Here is a 21557-nt window from a genome sequence, read left to right as displayed (position 1 = left end):
CTCAGGATCATAACGCTTGCCTCTCGGATGCTTCATCCATATTCACCCCTTCTTAGTCTACTATTCCTAACTTACTTGTCCAATTCCCCTGGGGGGTGAATACGAGGTTTTTTGATCTCAAAGAAAAAGACCCGCCGTCTTGGCGGGCCGTTCAGACTATACTCAATCAATCATGACTGCCTTTATTACTTTGTCTCTTTCATTTTCCGCCTTGACCATCATCTCACCGATTTCTTCCAGCTTGAAGGTGTCTGTTATCAAAGGCTTCACATTTACAGCTCCGCTCTTTATCATATCGATGCATCTGGGGAAGTACAGAGCTGGAACTGCGTGGGAGGCTCTCAACTGAAGTTTGTTGAAATGGAACTTGTTTGCATCGAACTTTATGAAGCGGCCTTCGCCGTAATCGATTCCTATGAAGCCGACGACTCCTCCAAAATTCATGACATCGAGCACTTCGGGGATTACGTAAGGAGGTGCGGTGACAAGAGCTCTATCAACGCCGCCCTTGGGAAATCTGTAGGAGCCAATCGGGGTTTTGTCGACGAGTATGACATCCTCCACTCCGAAGCTCTTTGCAACATCTATCCTTATCTTAGATCTGGAATGATTGGCAACGAAGACCTTTCTCGCTCCCATGGCCTTGACTATCTGAACGGCCATGAGACCTATGGGACCAAGACCAACGACAAGGACATCATCGTTGAACTTTGGATCGACAGTGTATGTCAGATCGAGCGCTACTCCCATTGGCTCGACGAGAGAAGCTTCTTCGAACGGAACTCCTTCGAATGGCACCGCATTCTGTTTATCGATTATTACCTGCTCGGCAAAGCCCATGGTCAGATTTTCTCTCTCGGCTCTTATAAAGACGTTAGGTGCTCTGTCATGGCAGAGATCGACTCGCCCGTTTCTACAGTCCTCGCATGTCCCGCAAAAGGAGCCGCTCTCTACCAGTACGCTCTGGCCGACTTCCACATTTTCGACATTTGAACCGATCTGTTCCACAATGCCGACTATCTCGTGGCCGAAAGTCTGCCAGTCTTTGGCTTCCGTTCTAGCTGTGTGAAGATCTGTCCCGCAGATTCCTGAGGCCTTTATCTTAAGCAACACGTCATTCGGTTTCAGAGAGGGAAGATCTACGTCACGGATCTCGAATTTGAATGGTGATTTTACAAACGCGGCTTTCACATAGACACCCCCTAGAGCTCCAAATTGGAATTAGAGATTATCTCTTCTATCCTTTCGTATAATCCGTCATCCATATCCCATTCGACAGCGCCGAGGTTTTCTTCGAGCTGCTCGACTTTCTGGGCACCGGCTATAACCGATGTCACCGCTTCATTTCGGATAAGCCAATTGATGGCTATATGACTCAGAGGCTTCCCTATCTCATTCGCCAGCCTGTTCAGTTCTACGACGACTTCGAAGTACTTGTTGAACTCAGGTGTATTCAGCTTCGGATTTGCTGCCCGTACATCGTGTTCGCTGAACTTCTTCTTGTCGCTTATCGCTCCAGCCAGAAGTCCCTGGAAGAGCGGACTGTATGGCAGAAAGGCCATTCCATTCTCCAGAACAAAGGGAAGGACTTCCTTTTCGACTCTGTAATCGAGCGGAATATTGTGGTAGCTCTTTGGATTCCTTTCGAGCATGTTGTAGAGACCCTGCATGCTGCATACCTCTCCAACCGTCATCGCCCTTTTTGCCTCGGGAATTGAAAAGTTTGACAGCCCTATGTATCTGATCTTCCCCTCTTTCTTCAGCTCGACCATAGTCTCCATTGTCTCTTCGATTTCGACCTCTGGATCGGGCCAGTGTAGCTGATAGAGATCTACATGATCCGTTCCGAGTCTTCGGAGACTATCTTCGATCTCTCTTCTTATGCTCTCCGGTTTGAGACAGTTTCTCGTTCTTCCCTGATCGTCCCAGAGAAGACCGCACTTGGTTGCAATGAAGATCTTATCCCTAGAGCCTTTCATTGCCTTTCCGAGGACCTCCTCTGCATGTCCGAGACCGTATACTGGCGCTACATCAAAGAAGTTTATTCCTCCGCTTATCGCCCTCTGGATCGTCTTGATCGAGTCTTCGTCGGTCGTTCCATCCCAGAAAGAAGGACCGGAAATTCCCCAACAGCCGTAACCGAGTGCCGACAGTTTCTCTTCTATCTTTTCCACTTTTTTATACTTCAATTTTCTAACCTCCCTTATTCGAGATTTGCGTGGTTCTTGAACATCATTTCCGAATCTATGCTCAAGCTCTCCATTAAGTCCATTACGATGATATCCGTCAATATCAACAGTGATTGTTCGAATAGATTCCCCATCGGTTGAACCGAAGAGACACCAGCCCTGTCGGGCACTTTGGGTGTCTTCGTGGGGATTGTAATGACTATGTCGCTATGTCCCGCCACTGTAGATTCCTTGCTGGCAGTTATAGAAGCTATTGCGGCTCCTAATTTTCGAGCCTTTTTGCAGTTTAGAACCACTGAAGGAGTCTCCCCCGAAGCGGATCCGATGATTAAGAGGTCTCCCTCTCCCAAAGAAGGAGTAGTTACTTCCCCCACAACATGGACCTTCAATCCCAAATGCATTAGTCTCATCGCAAATGCCTTGATTACCAGACCAGACCTGCCCATTGCAAAGAGAAAGACTCTTCTTGCCCTTAGAATACTTTCGGAGAGCTCTTCGATCGATGAATCCTTAACTCCCGAAAGGACGGATCTTATCTCGTCAATAACAATGTCAAGCGTGCTTTCGAATTTCATGAGCCCTTCTCCAGTCTCTTCTTTATCTCCGATGCTACTCTTGCAGGGTCCTCAGCTTCCCAGATCGATCGTCCCGCGATCACTACATTGGGCTTCAACGGGAAGACATGGGAGAGATTGTCGGAAGAAATCCCACCCGCAACGGCGATCTTTGTCTCCGGAAGGACTCTCCTTATAATTTCTATCTTTTTCGCATATTCGAGCAGATGCATGCTCTCCCCCACACCGCTCAGATCGGCAGAAGTGTGAACGCAGACATACTCAGGCGACAGTGGAGATACCTTTTCCGCAAATGATTCGAGATCGGAGATCTCGATCGTATCAAGCATCATTTCTCCACCAAATTCGTCTGCCGCTCTTCTCACCTCTGAAATCGTCTTGAAAGAGGCAAATCCCAAAACCGTTACTATATCGGCCCCATTCTCAAAAGCCATGACCGCCTCGACATATCCTCCGTCAACGATCTTCATATCTGCAAGAATAGTATGATCGGGGAGTCTATCGCTAATCTCTCGAACCAGCGACGTGCCGTGGGCAAGAATAGCAGGGGTCCCGACTTCTATGATATCTATGTAATCTGCAACTTCTTCGGCAGTGCGAATGAAATCGGACTTGACATGGGTATCGTTTGCGAGCTGTAGAAGTATCATCAATAGGTTACCCCGCCGACGAGAATGATGCTGGAATAAGGTATCTGCTCCCCGGTTCTGATTACTCCCTTTGATTTTGTATTTGTCAGTTCCTTGAATTCAACATGAGGAACGAATTCCACTTCTATACCTTCGGGTAGATGCTTCATAGTCTCTTCGAGACACTTGGGACTCACGGTTTTCATCTCTTCCGAAAAGATGACCTTCTCGATCTCCAGCTCTTCAAGAATGGGATCCAGCACATCGAATACCCCTGGCTTTCCGCCTACAATACTTACATCTATCCTGTATCTGTTTGAAGCAATAGGCAATCCGGAGTCAGATATTACCAGAAGGTCTGTGTGGCCCATCGAACCAATTAGATTGCATATCTCCTTATTCAGAATTCCACTTTTCTTCATGATCATCTCTCCCTTCAAATCTTAGTAGTCAAATGTATTCGAAACTTGTAGTGTGTAGCCTCATACCAGCATTGCACCAGTTCCATGTGTTCGCCATTGGCTGCACAACCGACTCTCTCGTAGTATAGTATCGGTGCCCCTTCTTCGATCTTCAGGAGTTTCGCAATTCTTCCTTCTGCGAGCCTCCCCTCGATTATCGCGTCTCCTTCAACAACGGCCGTTCCCCTTTCTCTCATAAGTTCATATAGTGAACCCTCGAAGTTCTCTTCTCCAGTGAGGTTCGAGCGAGAAGTGAGAAAGGATATGAATAGAGCAAGGGGAAAATAAGACTCATTTCCCCTCAGTCTGGTAACATGAAGCAACTCTTCGTCTTCCGAGACATGGAGGATTTTTGCCATTTCCGGACCGGCCTTGACTTTTTTTACCTCAACAACCTTCGTTATCGGCACATGGTTCTCGAGCCTCATCTGTTCGGTAAAACTCCTGATGGTCGTAAGCTGCTCCTGCGAAGCACTGTTCGTGACTATCGTCCCTTTTCCGCGGGATCTGGAGATCTGACCGCTGCTTTCCAGAGCCTGCAAGGCTCTCCTCACGGTCGCCCTACTGACATCAAAGACTTTCATCATTGCTTCTTCCGTTGGAAGTTTCCTTCCAACGGCGCCTGGTTCCTTCATATAATCCGAAATTATTCTATAAATCTGGTAGTATAGTGGAACCGGACTTGCTCTATCAAGGGCTATTCTTCTATCTGCATTGAAAAGCATGATGAAATCACATCCTTCTTTACGGTACTCGAGAAACGAATAGGCTAATTCGAATACTGTCTCAGTTTGGCAAGGTCTTCATAGGTCTCTATGAGAGAACCGTAGGCCTTATCAAAAACTTCGAAAAGCCTTTCGTAGTACCTGTGATTCTCTGGGTTGTACTCGATGAACTGAACATCCCTCACAAAAGTAGACGCTTCCTTGAACGTCATCTCTCCGGCTCCAACAGCCCCAATAATGGCCGCTCCCATTGACGTTGCCTCTTCAAGATACTCAGGTACCGTAACCGTCTTACCGAAGATATCGGCCACAATCTGTTTCCAGTTCCTTCCTTTTGCTCCTCCGCCGATAAGACGAATCTTGTCGAATTTCCCCTTAGTCTCGAGAATATCGAGGACTATTTTCAGGTTGAAGGCAACTCCTTCAAGTACCGCTCTCAACATGTCGGCCTTTCTATGTGTCGAGGACAGTCCTATAAAGGCGCCTCTAGCATTTATGTTCCACCTCGGGCTTCTCTCCCCAAGCAAATAAGGCAGGAAGACTAGGTTTCCCGCTCCGGGTCTGGTCTGGTCAACAAGATCGTCCATAATAGTGAAGGCGCTCAGCCCAAGTGCCTTTGCCTTCTCTTCTTCGTGCTGACAGAGAGCGTCCTTAGCCCAGTGATACGAAGCTCCCCCGGCCTGCATTGTTCCAGTCGGGCAATAGAAACCCTCAATGGGATATGCGAAGTTAAATGTCCTCGACTTCTCGTCGAAGAGCGGTTCCGTGGAGCATGTGCTGACCCAGCTCGACGAACCGAGATAGAGATAAGCCTCGTCTGGACTGACAATCCCTGCTCCCAGGCAGGCGCAGGCGCCGTCTCCGCCGCCGCGGACTATTAGAGTCTTCTTCGACAGTCCAAGTTCCTCAGCCACTTTCGGAAGAATCTTTGAGACGACATTCGTTGAGGAGGTCACGGCAGGAAGTTTCTCCATATCAAGTCCGAGAACCTCAACGAGTTTTTCCGACCACTTCAGATTCTCGATATCGAAGAGAAGCGTCATCGACGCATCTGAATGGTCAGTCCCGAACTCTCCGGTGAATCTGGAGACGATGTAATCCTTCGCATTCAGGAATTTATGTGCCTTGTTGTATATTTCAGGTTCGTTGTCTTTTATCCAGGCAATCTTCGGACCGGAGTAAGTAGGCGTTATCCTCGATCCGGTAAGTCTGTAGACGAAATCGTTGCCGACGTCTTCAAGCCTTTCCGACTGTTCGACGCTTCTCTGATCGGCCCATATGATGGCTCTTCTAAGAAGCTTTCCGTCCTTGTCCACGGGGATGGCTCCCATCATCTGTCCGCTGAAGCTTATAGAGACTATCTCTTCGGGATTGACAGCAGCCCTGGCGATGAGCTCCGAGGTGGTTTTTTTTACGGACTCCCACCATTCCAGAGGATCTTGCTCTACCTGATTCGGACCGGGATGATAGGTCTTGTAACCTGAGAAGGAACTCGCCAGGAGTTTTCCGTCCACTCCATAGAGTGTCGCCTTGTTCCCGGTAGTTCCCAGATCGTATGCAATGACGTATTTCATTTCCTATAGCCCCCAGTTATCTCCATCACCAGAGCTTCGATTTCTTCCCTTTCCGGCATTGAAGGAGACGTACCGAATCTAGTAGTGGAAATGGCCGCCCCGGCACGGGCGTAGTCTATAGCTCTCTCCAATCCCTCTCCCCTCGAGAGATATGCCGCAAAAACGCCGGCAAATGCATCTCCAGCTCCGGTTGTATCGATAGTCTTCACCTTGCAGGCGGGGACAAGCCCTCCATTGACCGATGGACAGTAGACCCCCTTTCCTCCGAGAGTTATGAGCACAGTGTCCACCGACTTCTTCAATTCAGATGCTATTTCCTCTATCGAATCCATGCCGTCGAGGGGGATCCCTGTCATTAGGCTGGCCTCTATCTCGTTTGGCATAATAACGTCGACATATTTGAGGATCGAATGATCAAATTCCTTTACGGGTGCGGGATTTAACAAGACTCTTGCCCCGGAGTCCCTGGCGAGTTTTATCGCCTCATAAGTTGCGTCGAGATTTGCTTCAAACTGTGTAAGAAAAACATCGGAAGAAATGAAGATATCTCTATTCCTTTTTACATCATCAATAGTCAACTCATTGCATGCCTCCGGTGCAACTGCAATAGCGTTGTTTCCGTTGTTCTCATCTACTATTATCAGAGCGACACCGGTTCCGGCAGTATCCGACTCGAGAAGATACTCCTTAGTAATTCCAAATCTGTCAAATGCATTCTTGACAAATGGAGCAAACAAGTCTTTGCCGATCTTCGTCATGAACTTGACATCAGATCCAGCCTTTCTGGCAGCCACAGCCTGGTTGAATCCCTTGCCTCCGGGGCCCATCTTGAATGGACCGGAAAAGACAGTCTCTCCTACAACGGGAATGTGGGGAGAAAGGGTAGTGAGATCCATGACATAACTACCGAATACCGTCACTTTATTCATTTGATACCTCCAAGCAATCTAATGATTCTATCTGGGTCTCTTCTCTTCAGCGATCTCCAGCAATTCACCGCCCGGACCCTTGAACGTGTTGTAGAAGATTTTTCCGTCAAAAACCGGGATGGGATCGGGCGATTCGAGTTCAATGCCGTTGCTCTTCAGGTAATCCATTGCCTTTTCAATGTCATCCACAACAAAAGAGAGGTGCTGAAAGTGAGACTGTGATTCGGGAGCAAATTCCCTCTCTTTGCTATCTTCATAACACATAAGCTCGATTTCACAACCCTCGCCGGCAACAAATGCGACTTCGAGTTTCTTTTCAGGAAGCTTCTCTCTGCTAACCAGTTTCAACCCAAGAAGACCTGTATAGAACTCCAGCGCTTCATTGAGATCGGGGACTTCTACTGCCACATGAAAGAACTTGTTTATCTTCATTATCTATCACGCCTTTTTTAAGAGTTTCTTCAGACCTTCGCCCTTCTTTCTACTCTTCACAAACTGGTCGAAGAATACTGCTAGTATGATAATCGCTCCGATGACAATCTGCATTATGAAGGGATCTACTCCTAGCAGATTACCGCCATTTCTGATCGTCTGGATTATCAGGGCACCCATGGCCGTACCAAGAACAGTACCGACTCCACCACTAAGACTGGCTCCGCCGATGACGACCGAGGCTATAGCGTCCAGCTCGTAGCCGTTTCCTCCAGTTGGTACTCCTGCAGCCATTCTCGTTCCGAGCATCAAACCGGCTATAGCACTGAAAATCGCAGCAACGATGTAGAAGGAATACATATTAAGTCGGATATTGATACCGGATAGTCTGGCTGCCTCCTCGTTACTTCCTATGGCATACAGATTCCTTCCGAATTTCGTATACTTCAACACAAACATCATAAAAGCTGCAAGAACGATCCACGTCCATGCCAGGGCCGGTATCCCGAGAAATTCGGCAACTGCAAACTGCCTGTACTCAGTAGGAACACCGGTAACCATTCTCCCGCTTGAGATGTACATAACAACGCCTCTTACAAGCGTCATCATACCAAGCGTTGCTATGAAGGCAGGCACTTTTCCGTCATGAACCGCCACGGCATTTATCAGCCCTACCAACGCACTTATTCCAAGAGCGATAAGTATTCCTACAAAGGTCGGAAACTGGAACTCTCCTCTTGTGGAAGTGAATATCGCGAATACCATTCCGCTGAGACCTACTATAGAACCAACAGATAGATCTATACCTCCAGTGATGATAATCAAAGTCATTCCTATCGCAACAACACCGTTTATCGAGGACTGCCTGATCAAATTCGTAATGTTAGCCCATGACGAGAAGTTTCCTTTTGTTGCGATGGCCAGAAAGACCCACATCACAACTAAGATTATCAGAAGGTTTCTTTCGGTAAAAGCCTTTCTATCCCTCTTTCCAGCCATTTCAGACTGCCTCCTTTATCTTTTCTTTCGAAACAAGGTTCTTCATTGCCAGTGTCAAGAGATGCTCCTCTGAGAAGTCTTTCTTTTCTACCTCGGCTGCCATCTTTCCGTTCGAAATTACGTAGATTCTGTCAGACATTCCCATTAGTTCGGGAAGATAGGAAGAGATTAGAATAATTCCCTTTCCGGATGCCAGAATCTCTCCGAACAACTTGTAGATTTCAGACTTAGTTCCAACGTCGATTCCGACAGTCGGTTCATCGAATATCAGTACATCAGTGTTCTTGCAGAGCCATCTCGCGATAATAACCTTTTGTTGGTTTCCACCGCTCAGCTCAGAGACTTTCTGGAATATGCTCCCGATCTTTATGGAGAGTTTGTCGACATAATCTCTTGCTTGCATGTGTGCTTTCCGATAGTTGATTAGAGGACCCGTCATAGTGTTGTCAAAATTGATTATGTTTATATTGAAATCAACATCCTGCTGCAAGAATATCCCCTGTTTTCTTCTGTCTTCCGGCAGATAACCGATTCCGTGTACCAATGCATCTTTAGGATTCTTGATTGGAACATCTGAACCCCTTACATGGATACGTCCTTCACTTCGGTTGTCGACTCCGAAAATAGCTCTCGCTATTTCCGTTCTTCCTGCACCGACAAGACCGAAAAGTCCGACCACTTCGCCGGCCCTTACTTTGAAAGAGATACTCTCAAATCTGTCGCCGGAGAGATTCTCTACTCTCAAAAGTTCTTCGCCGGGTTCCGTATCTTTCTTATAGTACATTTCTTCTATCGATCTTCCAACCATTAGGGGGATTAGTTTCTCAACATCTTCAAGTTCCTCTGTGGTATATGTTCCAACTGTAGCTCCGTCCTTCAAAACCGTCACCGTATCGCAGATGTCGAAGACCTCTTCAAGGTTATGGGAAATGTAGATAATCGCAGTCCCCTTCTTTTTTAGATCTCTAATGATCCTGAACAGAATTTTCGTTTCGTTCCTTGTCAAAACGGCAGTGGGTTCGTCGAAAATGACCAGTTTCGATTTCTGCCATAGCGCCTTGGCAATAGTTATCATTTCGCTCTCGGCTATACTTAGCTCTCTGATGTTTCTGTGAACGTTTATATCCAACCCTATTTCATCAAGAAAGTCCTTGGATTCTTTGTACATCTTTCTCCAGTTGACAAATGGACCGATCATGGGCTGCTGTCCAAGAAAGAAATTCTCCGCAACGGTAAGATCGGGCGTTACCATAACGTCCTGGTAGACAGCATATATCCCGAGTGCCTTGGAAATCAGAGGAGAGTTCCTGGTCACTTCGCTTCCCTCGAAGATCATGGTCCCCGAATCTTTCGTGTAAGCTCCTGTAATTATCTTTATCAGAGTTGATTTACCTGCTCCGTTCTCTCCTACAAGACCCCTTACTTCACCACTCTTGACGGAGAGGGAGACGTCGTCAAGAGCCTTAACAGCAGGGAAACTCTTATTTATCCCTTCAAGCTCGATTACAGTCTTTTCATCAGGCATGCCATCGCACTCCTTTAGCTCCCGTATTTCTTCTCATACTCTTTGAGAATTGAAACACTGGCACTTGAGCCGAAAACGGTCGCTCCCAGCTCCATGAATTTCTCAACATGCTCAAGGGTTCTAACACCACCGGAAACCTTGATCTTCTTCTTGCCGGCAACGACAGAGTTTATTAGTTCAACATCGCGATAAGACGTTGCTCTTGGGCCAAAACCAGTCCCGGTCTTAACGAAATCTATTGTTGGCACATCAACTATAAGTTCACAGACTTTCACAATTTCATCTTCTGTGAGTCTGCTGGTCTCTATTATAAACTTGCAGATTCTGTTTCCTTTCTTCACTCTCTCAGAAAGAACTACAAACTCTCTCTCAACGAGATCCCATTTATTCGACTTCACAGCGGAAACATTGATCACAATATCGAAATCAGTAACTGTTTCTCCCAGGGAAAGGTAGTACTCTACTTCCCTCATCTTCATATCTGTGGGAACCATCCCGAGCGGAAAGCCCCCCGGCCCTACGTTAATCCCAACTTCCGTTCCCTGCACTTTGTCTATTACATACGTGGGGATAGCATACCAAGGTACAACGACATTTCTGAAGTTGTACTTCAGCGTTTCATCAACGAACTTCTCGATATCTTCCCACCTAGCCTCGGGATTAAGCAAGGTATTATCAAATCTTCTATTGAAAGCCAGCTCGTTTTTCATCTAGTAATTACCTCCATGTGGCCAAAAATTCTGAAAATGGGCAGCTTTCGCTGCCCATCGTGTTCATTTAAACAACTTAAGAATCAATACCTCTTTCTAGAAAATGGATCAAGTATCTCCATAGACTCTTCAAGAATGTCCTTGGTGATGATATAGACACCAGTGTCATAGTATTCGGGAAGAGGCTCGCCGTGAATTGCCATGAAGGCGTACATAACACCCTTATATCCCATACCATGGGGGTCCTGAACGATAAGGGCTTTAAGTGCTCCGCTGTCAAGTGCCTCGATTTCCAGAGGATCCGAGTCGTAAGCAACGGCCATTATCTGGTTCTCTAGACCTCTCTGTTCGATAACTCTCGCAACACCGATACCAGTGTGGTTGTTGTCAGCGAAGAAACCAACCAGGTCGGAATGGGCTATCAAAAGGTCTTCTGCTGCGTTGGCTGCTCTAGAAATGTCATTGTCAACATAGATCGTCGGAAGAACTGTCAGATTGGGTGCGATCTCCTTCAGTCTGTTGATGAAACCAGTGTCTCTGTCGGTAAGAACCTGGACACCAGCCATGGCGCTAATCAAACCAACTTTTCCGTCGAGAGGCTTGTTGTTAGCCTTTAGAGCCTCAACGAGCTTGTCGGCTGCCGCCGCTCCACCAACAGCGTTGTTCGTTGCGAGGAATGAATTGAAACCAGTATCATAGACGAAGTTGTCGATGAGAATTATCTTAATTCCCTGTTTGTATGCTTCGTCCAGAATCAGAGAAGGAGCTTCTGAACTTGTAGAAGAGATGACTATTGCATCAGGCTTCTTGTTAACAACATCTTCGAGTATGGATATCTGAAGATCGATATCGGCTTCGGACGGAGGTCCGTAGACCGTGACGTTAACTAGTCCCTGGAGATCGTGTTCGGCATTCTTGCCACCCACAATTGTGTACTGCCAGAAGTCAGAATCCGTTGCCTTGACTATAAAGGCAATTTCGTAAACTGCAAAACCTAGAGTGGCTCCGAAAAGGATAGAAGCCATAACGAGTAACATAAGTACTTTACGCATAAGCAAAACCCTCCTTATATGGTTGTTCTGTACATACGCACGTACACATGTACGTACAAACAAAATAATTATAGCAAGCGAACGAACTCGCAACAAATTTGAAAAACAGAGAAAATTTTCGTAATTAGAAGTTTGGAGTCAGAAAGAAGACATAATCGTCTTTAATCACTCTTGATCATCGCGGATTGCTTCTGGAAAGTTTGGCCCTCTGGAATCAGTCTTACTGTTCACTTCTCTTTTCTTCGAATACATTGCAAGTTCTGCATTCCTAAGTACGTCATAAAAATCAGTTACAAGATCTTTCTTAGTGGCAACTCCAAAGGAGGCGCTAGCTTCCACAGAGAAACATCCCACCTTGCTCAGGTTTTCCTCTATCCTTGAGACGATTTCCTCTGCCTTTTCGGTGTCTGTTCTCAGAAGAAGGACAACAAACTCATCTCCACCCCATCGAACGACGAGATCCTCGTGCCTGCAGGATTCCTTAATTGTGCGAGATATCGTCTTCAGATAGTCGTCGCCGTAGAAATGGCCGAAGGAATCGTTTAGTGCCTTCAGCCCGTTGACATCCGCAAAAATGACTGAAATCGGAAGATTTCTCGAAGTGTCAACCCTGGACACTTCTTCATCGAAGAAGGTCCTGTTGTAGAGGCCAGTCAGCGAATCGTGGAAAGCAAGGAAACGTATTTCTTTACTTTTCTTGATCTTTTCAAAGGCTCCAAGAGCGTGAAGCATCAACAACTCGGCAAGCTCGGCATCTTCTTGTTTGAAGCTTCCCGATTCAATGGTGACCGTTTGAAAAACACCGTAATCTCCAATAGGAACACTAAGTACTGCCTTGATCTTACTGCTTGAAGGTCTTGCATCGATTTCCTTCGAAACGTCATCGATTATTATTGTTTTCCCCGTCTTCAAAGTCTCTCCAGCAATCCCCTCATACTTCGGAACGCGAGAGTTGACCTCAATGTTACCAGAATGTCTCTTGGCAACTAGATAGTCTCCTTCAACAACATCCAGACTGTAATAGTCGAAACTCAGAATATCGGTGGCTGCTTCAACAATGAGATCATAGACTTCCTCTTCTTCTGTGCAGCTCTCCATCTTGAAGGCAATATCATGGAGACTTCTTATCTTGGCCCTCAGGCGCTCGTTTTCAGTTGCCTTCTTCTCAAGCTCCTCGGTTCTTGCCTTGACACGTCTTTTAAGAGTGTGATTCCAGATCCAGAGGAAAAACAGACCGATGGCAAAGAAAACGAGAATTCCTGCGGCCACCAACAGATGCCTCTTGTTCTCTTCGAACCAGTTTGCAGAGCCAAACCACTTCTCGAAAATCATGCCGTATTCCCCGCTCTCTCTTACAAGCAGGAGGCCCTTATTCAGTTTATTGAGAAGAACGAAGTCGTCTTTTGCCGTTGCGAAAGCGTAGTCTCTGTCGAAGACCGCGGTACTCGAAACTTCAAGATTATCGATCTTGTTCTCCTTGACAAAGTAGAGACATTGGTACTTCTCGAAAAGACCAAAGTCGCCACTTCCTGAGGATAGAAGCTTCAGTCCCTCTATCGGAGATTCAACGGCAATGATTTTGTCTGTAATTGAATTCTCGAGCAGATAATCATGCATAACTCCGTTGCGCTGAACTACTATTTCTTTACCGAACAAGTCTTCAACTGTCGTTTCCTTTTGACCCTTTCTATAGAATATCCCCATATGGAGGGTATTGTGGGGAATCGAGAAGCTATATATCTTCTGTCTCTCGGGAGTAACAGCCATCCCTAATAGACCGTTAAGTTCTCCCGACTGAAGCTTTTCGACAACACTGTTCCACTCACCAAGCTCAATCTCAATATCCAGTTCGGCTGAGTCTGCAACCGCACGCATCAAATCAACATTGAAACCGATGGGCTCGCCGTTTTTATCAACAAACTCATACGGAGGATAAGCATTATCCCCGCCAAAAGTGAGCTTATCTGCAATTACTGATGTAAACAACAGAATCGATACAAGCAATGTAAGAACGATTTTATTCATTTTTCGATTCACCCCGGTCCCAAATATCATATCACGATCATTACAAAAAAAGAAAGTCTTCATGAAAAGCAGTCTGTTGAGTATCGTCTGTAATAGCTATATTCATGACAAGTAGCAAATCTCGAAAGTTCTCACCTAACTTAAGAGTAATATAATCAAAATTGTGCTCTATCGATTTGTTCACTTCCGACAAAATGCTGGTATTTCATTCTTTTTATTCAGTCATTAGTTTGGTTTTCTTGAACCGTAACGGTTTCACGGATTCTCTTCTTCCCGAATCAGACAGAACCAATCTCTCAAGCCGAGTTTGTTTACCTGCTGCTCTCCTGCGAGAAAGTGATCGACCTGTGTATTAATATTGAATAGAGATGACAGTTCGAGGGGGAGTTCATTTTGAAGATTCTTGTTCTTCTAAAACAAGTTCCGGATACCGATGAAGTTAAGCTCAATCCCGAAACGGGGACGATGATAAGAGAAGGAGTTGGGACAGTTATTAATCCGCTTGACCTTCATGCGCTGGAGACCGCTTTGAGGTTGAAGGAAGCAGGTGATCATTCGATCACCGTGGTCTCTATGGGACCTCCTGTGGCAGAAGAGGCCGTAAGAGAGGCGATTGCCATGGGAGCCGACAGGGCGGTTCTCCTTACAGACAGAAGATTTGCGGGAGCCGATACATGGGCCACAGCCATGGCTCTAGCGAGATTCGCGGAAAGAGAAGGTCCGTTTGACCTGATCCTTGCTGGAGAAAAGGCAACAGACGGCGAGACAGGGCAGGTCGGACCCGAGACGGGAGCCATGCTGGGCATACCGGTAGCGACCTATGTTTCCAGCATAGTCGATCTCGAGGATAACGAGATTACCGTTGAACGCGAAGTAGAGGACGGCAAAGAGATATGGAATCTCCCTCTGCCTTCACTAATATCGGTGACAAAAGACGTTAACGAGCCGAGACTTCCGACACTGAGTGGCAAGAAACTGGCGAAAGATGCGCCCATTGAGAGAATCGGAAACGATTCTCTTGCAATGGATCCATCGGAGACCGGTCTGACTGGTTCACCTACGAGAGTAGTAAGGATAGGAACCCCAAAACTCTCAAGAAAGGTAGAGATGTACGAAGGAAGCGATCTAAAACATGGGATAGATGAGATAAAAAAGAGACTGCTTCCATATCTGGTGGTGAATCATGAGTGATCTTCTGGTAATCGCAGAAAGAAGAGGAAGCGAAATCCATTCGAGTACATATGAACTACTGGGGAAGGCTCGCGAGCTTTCACTCAAGCGTCCCTTCAACGTTTCGGTAGCGGTCCTCTCTGACAATCGACTTGATGAAGATGCAACGGCATCGCTCTTCTCCGGTGGGGCCGACAAAATTATCATGGCTATAGATAAGAGTCTTGGAAGATTCAACTTTGAGCCCTACACAAAGACTCTTGCCGCGATCGTCAAGAAACTCTCGCCGGAAATCGTGCTTGCCCCGGCGACGACTTCGGGGAGAACCTACATGCCCGGACTGGCGGCGCTGTTGAAGACCGGCCTTACTGCCGACTGCACCGGACTGGATATTGAGGAGGACACAGGAAATCTGCTGCAAACCAGACCGGCAATCGGGGGCAATATAATGGCTACGATCAAGACCCCTAACCACAGGCCCCAGATGGCAACGGTCAGGCCAAAGACATTCTCGGCCTTGAAGGAACCCTACATGGGAAACGGCGAAGTGGAATCCTTCGAGGTTACTCCAGAGATGATCGAGACAAACGCAACGCTTCTCCAGTTCAAACCAATAGGCGAAGGAAAGAAAGGCGTTCAAGACGCAGAGGTAATAATCGCGGGAGGGATGGGTCTCAGAAAAGTTGAGAACATGGAACCGATCTACAGACTTACAAAGCTGATTAATGGGACCGTAGGTGCTTCCAGAAAGATAGTAGATTCGAAGTGGGTCGGACATGAAGCCCAGGTAGGACTAAGCGGTCACACGGTCAAGCCGAAGATCTACATCGCTGCAGGAATTTCCGGAGCCGTTCAGCACATTGCAGGAATGCAGACTGCTGAATTCATAGTTGCAATAAACAGAGACAGAAACGCAGCGATATTCAACTTCGCAGACATCGGGCTTGTAGGAGATGCCGTAGAGATCTTGAACGATCTCGTAGAAGCCCTTGAGTCGGAGGTGAAAAAGTGAAATACGGACAGCTTAATGCCAACCTAATAGAAGAGCTCCAAAGGCTTTTACAAATCCCTGTGAAGTACGACGAAGAGTCTCTGGATCGATACTCGAGAGATGAGACGGCAGAAGTGAAAGCCGTGAGACCCGAGGTAATTACTTTCCCGGTGAGCACTGCCGAGGTTTCGAAGATTATGAGATTTGCAAACGAGCATCTGATTCCAGTAACTCCGCGTGGAGCAGGAACCGGACTATCCGGAGGTGCAGTTCCGTCTTTCCGGGGAATTGTCATGAGTTTTGAAAAGATGAACAAGATCCTTGAATTCGACGAAGCCAACATGATGATTACTTTGGAGCCGGGGGTTATCACCGGAGAGATCCAGAAACTGGCAGACAGACATAACCTCGTTTACGGGGGGGATCCCTGCAGCAGCGAGAGCTCCTCGATCGGGGGCAACGTTGCGGAAAACGCCGGAGGAAACAAAGTCATGAAATATGGACCGACGGGATACCATGTTTACGGCCTTGAGGTAGTCCTGCCCTCAGGAGAGGTGACAACTTTCGGCGGGAAGAGGCTCAAAGATGTCAGCGGATTTGACTTCGTCCACCTCTTGGTCGGTTCGGAAGGAACTCTTGGAATAGTGACCAAAATTATCCTAAGGCTCCTTCCGAAGCCAAAGTACTCAGTCGCACTGCTCGTGCCCTATCCAGATATTGATACTGCAATATCAGCAGTGCCGAAACTAATGAGCGGCTCCGGAGTTGTTCCGACTTCTCTTGAATTCATGGACGCCTCATCTATCAAAGCAGCCTGCAGATTCCTGAATGTGGAGTTCCCATACGCAGATGCCGGAGCCCATCTGATAATTGAAGTAGAAGGCAACAGCAAGGATTCAATCTTTGATGACTATGTGAAGCTAGGCGAGGCAGCTATGGCCGCCGGTGGTCTTGAGGCCTTCGTGGCGGACAACAGAAATACAAGAGACAAACTATGGAAGGCAAGAAAATCGATTGCTGAAGCCCTCGCTGCAATAAGCCCAATACACAGCATGGAAGACGTCTCCGTTCCGATGGCAAGTATACCAAAACTGATAAAAGCATCCGAAGAGATAGCCGAGAAGTATGGTCTTGAGATGATCTCCTTTGGTCATGCAGGAGATGGAAATGTGCACGTAACCTTCATAAAGGGGAACCTTCCTCAAGACCAATGGGACAGAAATCTCCCGCTGGCCGAGAAAGAGCTCTTTGACGAAACCACAGAGTTGGGGGGCTGTATCAGCGGAGAACATGGTATAGGAATCAAGAGAAAGAAATATCTCGCATCGATAATCGATGAATCCCAGCTTGAACTAATACGCGGCATAAAGAAGGCCTTTGACCCGAACAATGTGCTCAATCCAGGGAAGATTGTCGATCTTTGAAGGGGCAAAAAAAAAAAGACGTAAGAGGCAAGAGGAAAGAGGTAAGAAGAGCAATTAGATCTTGCCTTTCTGACCTCTAGCCTCAAACCTCTTACATCGTCCGCCGCAGCTCAAGACGGTCGAGATTAGATCCCGTACAGAACCACTACGGGATGAGAAAGTGAGTGGATTCCAGCGCAGGCTCAGAAGTTTAAACTCTCGAATGACAGTCCTTGACGTCATCTTGGCACACTGCAACTGACAACTTGCAACTGTTCTCGGCAACGAAAAGTAACTCGCTATAATAAAATCGACTTATAATTATTTCATTCTATATATAGAGCAGAATATCGAACAGAATGGAGGCCATTATGGATTTGAGAGAAGAACTGGTCCTTTTTGCAAGGCTGGCGTGGGACAGAAGACTAACGGAAAGCACTGGTGGAAACATGAGCGTTCGAATCGGAGATCATATTGTGATAACTCCTACAACAATGGTGAAGCATTTTTTGACGGAAGAGGATCTGGTCGAGGTCGATCTTGCGGGAAACAAAGTGAGAGGAAGAAGAGAAGCATCGTCTGAATACAGGATGCACTTGAAGATTTACAGAGAGTGTAACGAAGTTGTATCCGTTTTTCACGCTCATCCTGTCCATGCAACGACTATGGCCGTTCAACAGAAGGAGTTCCCGGTAAACGTCCTGCCCGAAACCGCGCTCATGCTGGCTCCAATAACTTATCTGCCCTACAAAATGCCAGGCACAGACGATTTCGCAGAGGTATTCGGTGAAGGCTTGAAGCAGGGTTCGAGAACCTTTGTTCTCAGGAATCACGGTGTCACCGTTACCGGTAAAAGCATTGAAGAGGCTTACGCCAAGCTCGAAACACTGGAATTTCTGGCGCAGATAACCCATCTCTCAGGCGCAAGGCCCGGCCATCTGGAGATCCCTTCTGAAGAAGTTGAAAGGTTCTTGAGAAAAGTTAGGGGATACTAGAAGCACCGTAGGTTCTAAACTAATCTCACTGGAGCGATTTCTGATTCTTTTATGTTGAGACGACTTTCGATACTCTATTTGCGGGTCTGTTCAAAAGAGAGTTCTTGAGACTTAAGAGGAGTTCTTCTCCTTGTAGCCATGCTTCATGAAGTAACAAGACCCCAGATTTTCTGGGGTATCTTTTGAGCTATCTTCAATGGGCCGTGAACTGGTCCCATTCTCATTCATCGATAGACGTTGAGTTTGTCCAACAGTGACTGCCGTCTTGCAGACAGCAAAAGATGCTCGAGATCTACCTTACAGAGCAAAATCTTTCTCATCGCACCTCATTTCTCGAACCCGCGTTTCCTTGAGAACCCTTGGAGCTTATTCCATTCTCTTGTGCAATCTCTTCAAGTGTCTTGTCTGTCTCTGCAAACTCCTTAGCTAATCTAAGTTTGAACTCAGGATCATAACGCTTGCCTCTCGGATGCTTCATCCATATTCACCCCTTCTTAGTCTACTATTCCTAACTTACTTGTCCAATTCCCCTGGGGGGTGAATACGGAGAAACTGAAGGAGAGGCAGTGCAAGAAACACTACCTCTCCAAATTGCGAACTACTCTTCAAATAGCTCTTCAGAAAGCTATCAGAAGAGGACCACCGAAGTGGAAGCCGAAGCTGGGATAGCTCCTTCAAGCTCGGCAATGGCCATGATAACGTATGATCCAGACTCGAGTTTCTCAAACACACTTGCCGGTATCGTGCACTCGAAGACGCCATGCTGGACCATAACAGCCTTGAACTCGACGCTTTCCTGACCGAAAATCAAAGAAACCGTTACTTCTCCGACTGTCGCAGGAACCGCCTCGTCAATCGGGTACGTGACTTCCGCGACGTGGACCGTTACTGGAAGATCGCTACCCTTCCCTATGAAGGCGGGGGTTTCGATACTCTCAATCTCCAGTCTTAGCACCTTCAGTTCCTCTATCCAGTAGGTGTCTTCAAATGGATAGCTTGGATCTCTGAAAGCTCTTAGTTCCATGAAGTTAGATGTTGAATCGAACTTTGAGAGATAGAACGGACCGTTGCTGATGTAAGCATGACCGTAGTTGTCTATGAATTTGATCGCCGCATCGTATCTCTCGAGAACATACTGCTCATCCACAAACTCCTTGATGTAGTTTGGAATGTGTTTCCTTTCCTTCATCTCGACAAGTTTAGCTCTGATGTCTTTCACACACGCAGGAGCAATAGCATCGACTTCGGTGAAGGCAGGATCCATAGTTATTGAGTAAGAAGTGCCGGACTTGCTGCCTTCAGTTACAAGCAACGACATTGCTTCTGCGATCTCCCATGCACAACCGACCGCATGGCCCGATGCAGAGACACTTATACCCGGCGCTCCCCAACCAGCAACTCTTTCCTTGCTCGCGGGGAAGTTGTAGTTGAAATACACAGTTATGGTATCATCCTCGTTCAATACCCAGCCGATTATAGTATCCAACGAACTCTTAAGCGACGAGGAATACGCCCGCTCGTACTGAAGGTCATCATCGCCCTCTTTGTTGGCCCATTCCATCTGGAAGCCCTGAGCGTACAGAAAATCAACTATCGAAATGGGTTGTCCATGATGTAAGTTGCCGAATCTGAACTCATACGTAGCCATAGACATCGATTTGTTCCCTTCTCCAACCTCCAGCCAGGCTTCGTTGAACGGGCAGTAATTTATCGCATTTGCGGGAACATCAAAGTCGCCTACTACATCTCCCTCTTCGTTACGCCTTGCCCTAGTTTCAACTTCAACCGGTACCGCTCTTAAAGGTGTGGAGATAGCTGATGCCGGACTTTCGAACATCGCCGAATCATAAAGGTTTCCGGCTATGTAATTCGAGTATACGCTGTCAAAACCGTCCGTCCCTATCGGGTCCCAGGCATCCATGAAGAGCGACCCCATAGCCGAGAACTGCGTTATGAATAGCGTTCGGTCATCTGTAACGGCAGTTCTTATCGACCAGGTGTTGAGACCGTCCCCAAGCCCATAAGCGAATCTCTGCTTCAGTCTCGCCGAGTTGGCAACGAAGAAATCCAACTGATTTACAACATATATCCTGACTGCTTCCTCAAGACCCAGCTCAAGACCTCTCAGCGCCAGTTCCCAGTACTCCTCCTCGGTCAGGAAGTTTCCGGTATAGGCATTCAGTGTAACCTCATCAATCTCATCCTGTTGATAGTTCCAGAAGCCTTCCGTCATTCCACCTGGCATGTACCCGTACCACGGGGCGTACATCTGGGCGACGATATGCTCCCAGAAGGCTCTTGTTGCTCCTGCTCCCCAGCCTTCTGTGTACATCTGCCAGGTGAATTCCGCCGGATCTCCACCGTAAACAACACTGCTGCATTTGATCCTGTCCCAGTAAAGCCTTTCAGCCTTCAGTCCTGCCTTTTCCAGCTGATCGGCGATGTAATCTCCTTCCTTTAGGCGGCCTTGAGGGTCGTCCACTCTAATGGCGATTTTGATCGTAACGGGCTCATTGTCAAAGTACCAGAAGCCATCGGCTCTCTTCACAAGCCTTCCGACATTTTCCGGAAGATTAGCCGCAGCTTGCATAGAGCTTTCTATTACTTCCAAAGCTCTTGCCTCGTTACCCTCTGCTGTAAAGCCAAACTTCGTTGCGAGAAGGTTATAACGGTACGTTCCAGGCTGTCCCGTTGTAGCCATAGTGAAGGCCGGAGTGCCTGCACCTCCAAGAATCTCATCGACTAGGTACTGTCTGTTAATCAAGTCGTTAATCGCAAACCTGATATCCCTGATAGCAAAGGCATTGAAGTACTCCTTGCCCCCAACTTCTACTACATAGGGCGCTTCGTTGGGAATCGGGTTCATCAGTAGCGACCACGAACCGGATGGAACGGCATACAAATCAAGCTTGTCTCTGGTGGCCTGATCGAGTCCGAAGATCTGAGGACCAGATAGACCCCACATGAAGATATCGGTCATCCCTTCCGCAGTATCTTTCAGAGCGATATCTTCGGACATCCTAACGTTGAAATAGACAAGATCAGGATAGGGCCCCTTCTGCACTGCAAGCGCAAGCCCGCCGAGCAGCAACAACATCACTAACACAGAAGTTGTTAGTCTTCTCTTCACTTTTTTCGCCTCCTTTTGTAGTTGCCAGTTCGTAAGAGACACA

General features: G+C 47.1%; 20 protein-coding genes. 4 read left to right on the top strand and 16 right to left on the bottom strand.

Features of this window, described 5'->3' with window-relative positions; translation table 11 throughout:
- Positions 1-162 precede the first annotated feature (162 nt).
- The 14 genes from Q502_RS12950 to Q502_RS12885 all read right to left on the bottom strand — a co-directional run bounded on the left by Q502_RS12950 (position 163) and on the right by Q502_RS12885 (position 13825).
- Positions 163-1191 carry a zinc-binding dehydrogenase gene (locus Q502_RS12950; RefSeq protein ID WP_099830481.1) on the bottom strand — a complete coding sequence of 343 codons (1029 nt, stop codon included), beginning with the start codon at positions 1189-1191 and terminating at the stop codon, positions 163-165.
- Between the two features lie 11 nt (positions 1192-1202).
- Positions 1203-2189 (bottom strand): aldo/keto reductase, encoded by a 987-nt coding sequence (locus tag Q502_RS12945; RefSeq protein ID WP_102818713.1) that lies wholly within the window; start codon positions 2187-2189, stop codon positions 1203-1205.
- Between the two features lie 14 nt (positions 2190-2203).
- Positions 2204-2764, bottom strand: a complete 561-nt coding sequence (gene hxlB / locus Q502_RS12940) for a 6-phospho-3-hexuloisomerase (RefSeq protein ID WP_099830479.1) — start codon at positions 2762-2764, stop codon at positions 2204-2206.
- Positions 2761-3414: an orotidine 5'-phosphate decarboxylase / HUMPS family protein gene (locus Q502_RS12935; protein WP_258394243.1), complete on the bottom strand. Its 654-nt coding sequence runs from the start codon at positions 3412-3414 to the stop codon at positions 2761-2763. Before Q502_RS12935 ends, hxlB begins: the two co-directional genes overlap by 4 nt.
- A complete protein-coding gene (gene rbsD, locus Q502_RS12930; RefSeq protein WP_102818711.1) occupies positions 3414-3815 on the bottom strand; it encodes a D-ribose pyranase in 402 nt (133 codons plus the stop codon). Before rbsD ends, Q502_RS12935 begins: the two co-directional genes overlap by 1 nt.
- 14 nt (positions 3816-3829) lie before the next feature.
- Positions 3830-4579, bottom strand: a complete 750-nt coding sequence (locus tag Q502_RS12925) for a GntR family transcriptional regulator (protein ID WP_099830477.1) — start codon at positions 4577-4579, stop codon at positions 3830-3832.
- Between the two features lie 44 nt (positions 4580-4623).
- Positions 4624-6153 (bottom strand): xylulokinase, encoded by a 1530-nt coding sequence (gene xylB / locus Q502_RS12920; protein WP_114794178.1) that lies wholly within the window; start codon positions 6151-6153, stop codon positions 4624-4626.
- A complete protein-coding gene (locus Q502_RS12915; protein ID WP_102818710.1) occupies positions 6150-7082 on the bottom strand; it encodes a ribokinase in 933 nt (310 codons plus the stop codon). Before Q502_RS12915 ends, xylB begins: the two co-directional genes overlap by 4 nt.
- 27 nt (positions 7083-7109) lie before the next feature.
- Positions 7110-7514: a VOC family protein gene (locus tag Q502_RS12910; RefSeq protein WP_102818709.1), complete on the bottom strand. Its 405-nt coding sequence runs from the start codon at positions 7512-7514 to the stop codon at positions 7110-7112.
- Between the two features lie 6 nt (positions 7515-7520).
- On the bottom strand, positions 7521-8513 hold the full coding sequence (locus Q502_RS12905) for an ABC transporter permease (protein WP_103135007.1): 993 nt from the start codon (positions 8511-8513) through the stop codon (positions 7521-7523).
- Position 8514: 1 nt separating this feature from the next.
- Positions 8515-10038, bottom strand: a complete 1524-nt coding sequence (locus Q502_RS12900; protein WP_102818708.1) for a sugar ABC transporter ATP-binding protein — start codon at positions 10036-10038, stop codon at positions 8515-8517.
- Positions 10039-10052: 14 nt separating this feature from the next.
- Positions 10053-10748: a deoxyribose-phosphate aldolase gene (gene deoC / locus Q502_RS12895; protein ID WP_099830471.1), complete on the bottom strand. Its 696-nt coding sequence runs from the start codon at positions 10746-10748 to the stop codon at positions 10053-10055.
- Between the two features lie 83 nt (positions 10749-10831).
- The gene (locus Q502_RS12890) at positions 10832-11800 is read right to left on the bottom strand and encodes an ABC transporter substrate-binding protein (protein ID WP_099830470.1); all 969 of its coding nucleotides are present in this window, start codon (positions 11798-11800) and stop codon (positions 10832-10834) included.
- A gap of 165 nt (positions 11801-11965) precedes the next feature.
- Positions 11966-13825 (bottom strand): diguanylate cyclase domain-containing protein, encoded by a 1860-nt coding sequence (locus Q502_RS12885; RefSeq protein ID WP_102818707.1) that lies wholly within the window; start codon positions 13823-13825, stop codon positions 11966-11968.
- Positions 13826-14218: 393 nt separating this feature from the next.
- Here Q502_RS12885 and Q502_RS12880 point away from each other — a divergent pair, with 393 nt between their 5' ends.
- The 4 genes from Q502_RS12880 (at position 14219) to Q502_RS12865 (ending at position 18384) form a co-directional block, all read left to right on the top strand.
- A complete protein-coding gene (locus Q502_RS12880) occupies positions 14219-15016 on the top strand; it encodes an electron transfer flavoprotein subunit beta/FixA family protein (RefSeq protein ID WP_099830468.1) in 798 nt (265 codons plus the stop codon).
- Complete coding sequence (locus Q502_RS12875) at positions 15009-16007, top strand: electron transfer flavoprotein subunit alpha/FixB family protein (RefSeq protein WP_099830467.1); 999 nt, start codon at positions 15009-15011, stop codon at positions 16005-16007. The genes Q502_RS12880 and Q502_RS12875 overlap by 8 nt, the downstream gene beginning before the upstream one ends.
- A complete protein-coding gene (locus Q502_RS12870) occupies positions 16004-17410 on the top strand; it encodes an FAD-binding oxidoreductase (protein ID WP_099830466.1) in 1407 nt (468 codons plus the stop codon). Before Q502_RS12875 ends, Q502_RS12870 begins: the two co-directional genes overlap by 4 nt.
- A 350-nt stretch (positions 17411-17760) precedes the next feature.
- Positions 17761-18384, top strand: coding sequence for a class II aldolase/adducin family protein (locus Q502_RS12865; protein ID WP_102818706.1), 624 nt, complete (start codon positions 17761-17763; stop codon positions 18382-18384).
- 316 nt (positions 18385-18700) lie between these two features.
- On the opposite strand, the gene Q502_RS12860 is transcribed toward Q502_RS12865, so the two are convergent.
- A complete protein-coding gene (locus Q502_RS12860; RefSeq protein WP_112109488.1) occupies positions 18701-18862 on the bottom strand; it encodes a transposase in 162 nt (53 codons plus the stop codon).
- 150 nt (positions 18863-19012) lie between these two features.
- Positions 19013-21514 (bottom strand): ABC transporter substrate-binding protein, encoded by a 2502-nt coding sequence (locus tag Q502_RS12855; protein ID WP_258394242.1) that lies wholly within the window; start codon positions 21512-21514, stop codon positions 19013-19015.
- Positions 21515-21557: the final 43 nt, after the last annotated feature.

Origin of the sequence: Mesotoga sp. Brook.08.YT.4.2.5.2., from assembly GCF_003351125.1 — a bacterium.
Taxonomy (GTDB): Bacteria; Thermotogota; Thermotogae; order Petrotogales; family Kosmotogaceae; genus Mesotoga.
The sequence above is the reverse complement of the archived record's forward strand: the minus strand, read 5'-3'. Positions and strand labels throughout refer to the sequence as shown.

What these genes read in the sequence shown, in the direction of transcription:
- Q502_RS12905 (WP_103135007.1), bottom strand. Translation starts at nt 8,513, where the DNA reads ATGGCTGGAAAGAGGGATAGAAAGGCTTTTACCGAAAGAAACCTTCTG.
- rbsD (WP_102818711.1), bottom strand. Translation starts at nt 3,815, where the DNA reads ATGAAGAAAAGTGGAATTCTGAATAAGGAGATATGCAATCTAATTGGT.
- Q502_RS12875 (WP_099830467.1), top strand. Translation starts at nt 15,009, where the DNA reads ATGAGTGATCTTCTGGTAATCGCAGAAAGAAGAGGAAGCGAAATCCAT.
- Q502_RS12890 (WP_099830470.1), bottom strand. Translation starts at nt 11,800, where the DNA reads ATGCGTAAAGTACTTATGTTACTCGTTATGGCTTCTATCCTTTTCGGA.
- Q502_RS12910 (WP_102818709.1), bottom strand. Translation starts at nt 7,514, where the DNA reads ATGAAGATAAACAAGTTCTTTCATGTGGCAGTAGAAGTCCCCGATCTC.
- Q502_RS12885 (WP_102818707.1), bottom strand. Translation starts at nt 13,825, where the DNA reads ATGAATAAAATCGTTCTTACATTGCTTGTATCGATTCTGTTGTTTACA.
- Q502_RS12900 (WP_102818708.1), bottom strand. Translation starts at nt 10,038, where the DNA reads ATGCCTGATGAAAAGACTGTAATCGAGCTTGAAGGGATAAATAAGAGT.
- Q502_RS12860 (WP_112109488.1), bottom strand. Translation starts at nt 18,862, where the DNA reads ATGAAGCATCCGAGAGGCAAGCGTTATGATCCTGAGTTCAAACTTAGA.
- xylB (WP_114794178.1), bottom strand. Translation starts at nt 6,153, where the DNA reads ATGAAATACGTCATTGCATACGATCTGGGAACTACCGGGAACAAGGCG.
- Q502_RS12865 (WP_102818706.1), top strand. Translation starts at nt 17,761, where the DNA reads ATGGATTTGAGAGAAGAACTGGTCCTTTTTGCAAGGCTGGCGTGGGAC.
- Q502_RS12935 (WP_258394243.1), bottom strand. Translation starts at nt 3,414, where the DNA reads ATGATACTTCTACAGCTCGCAAACGATACCCATGTCAAGTCCGATTTC.
- deoC (WP_099830471.1), bottom strand. Translation starts at nt 10,748, where the DNA reads ATGAAAAACGAGCTGGCTTTCAATAGAAGATTTGATAATACCTTGCTT.
- Q502_RS12915 (WP_102818710.1), bottom strand. Translation starts at nt 7,082, where the DNA reads ATGAATAAAGTGACGGTATTCGGTAGTTATGTCATGGATCTCACTACC.
- hxlB (WP_099830479.1), bottom strand. Translation starts at nt 2,764, where the DNA reads ATGAAATTCGAAAGCACGCTTGACATTGTTATTGACGAGATAAGATCC.
- Q502_RS12925 (WP_099830477.1), bottom strand. Translation starts at nt 4,579, where the DNA reads ATGCTTTTCAATGCAGATAGAAGAATAGCCCTTGATAGAGCAAGTCCG.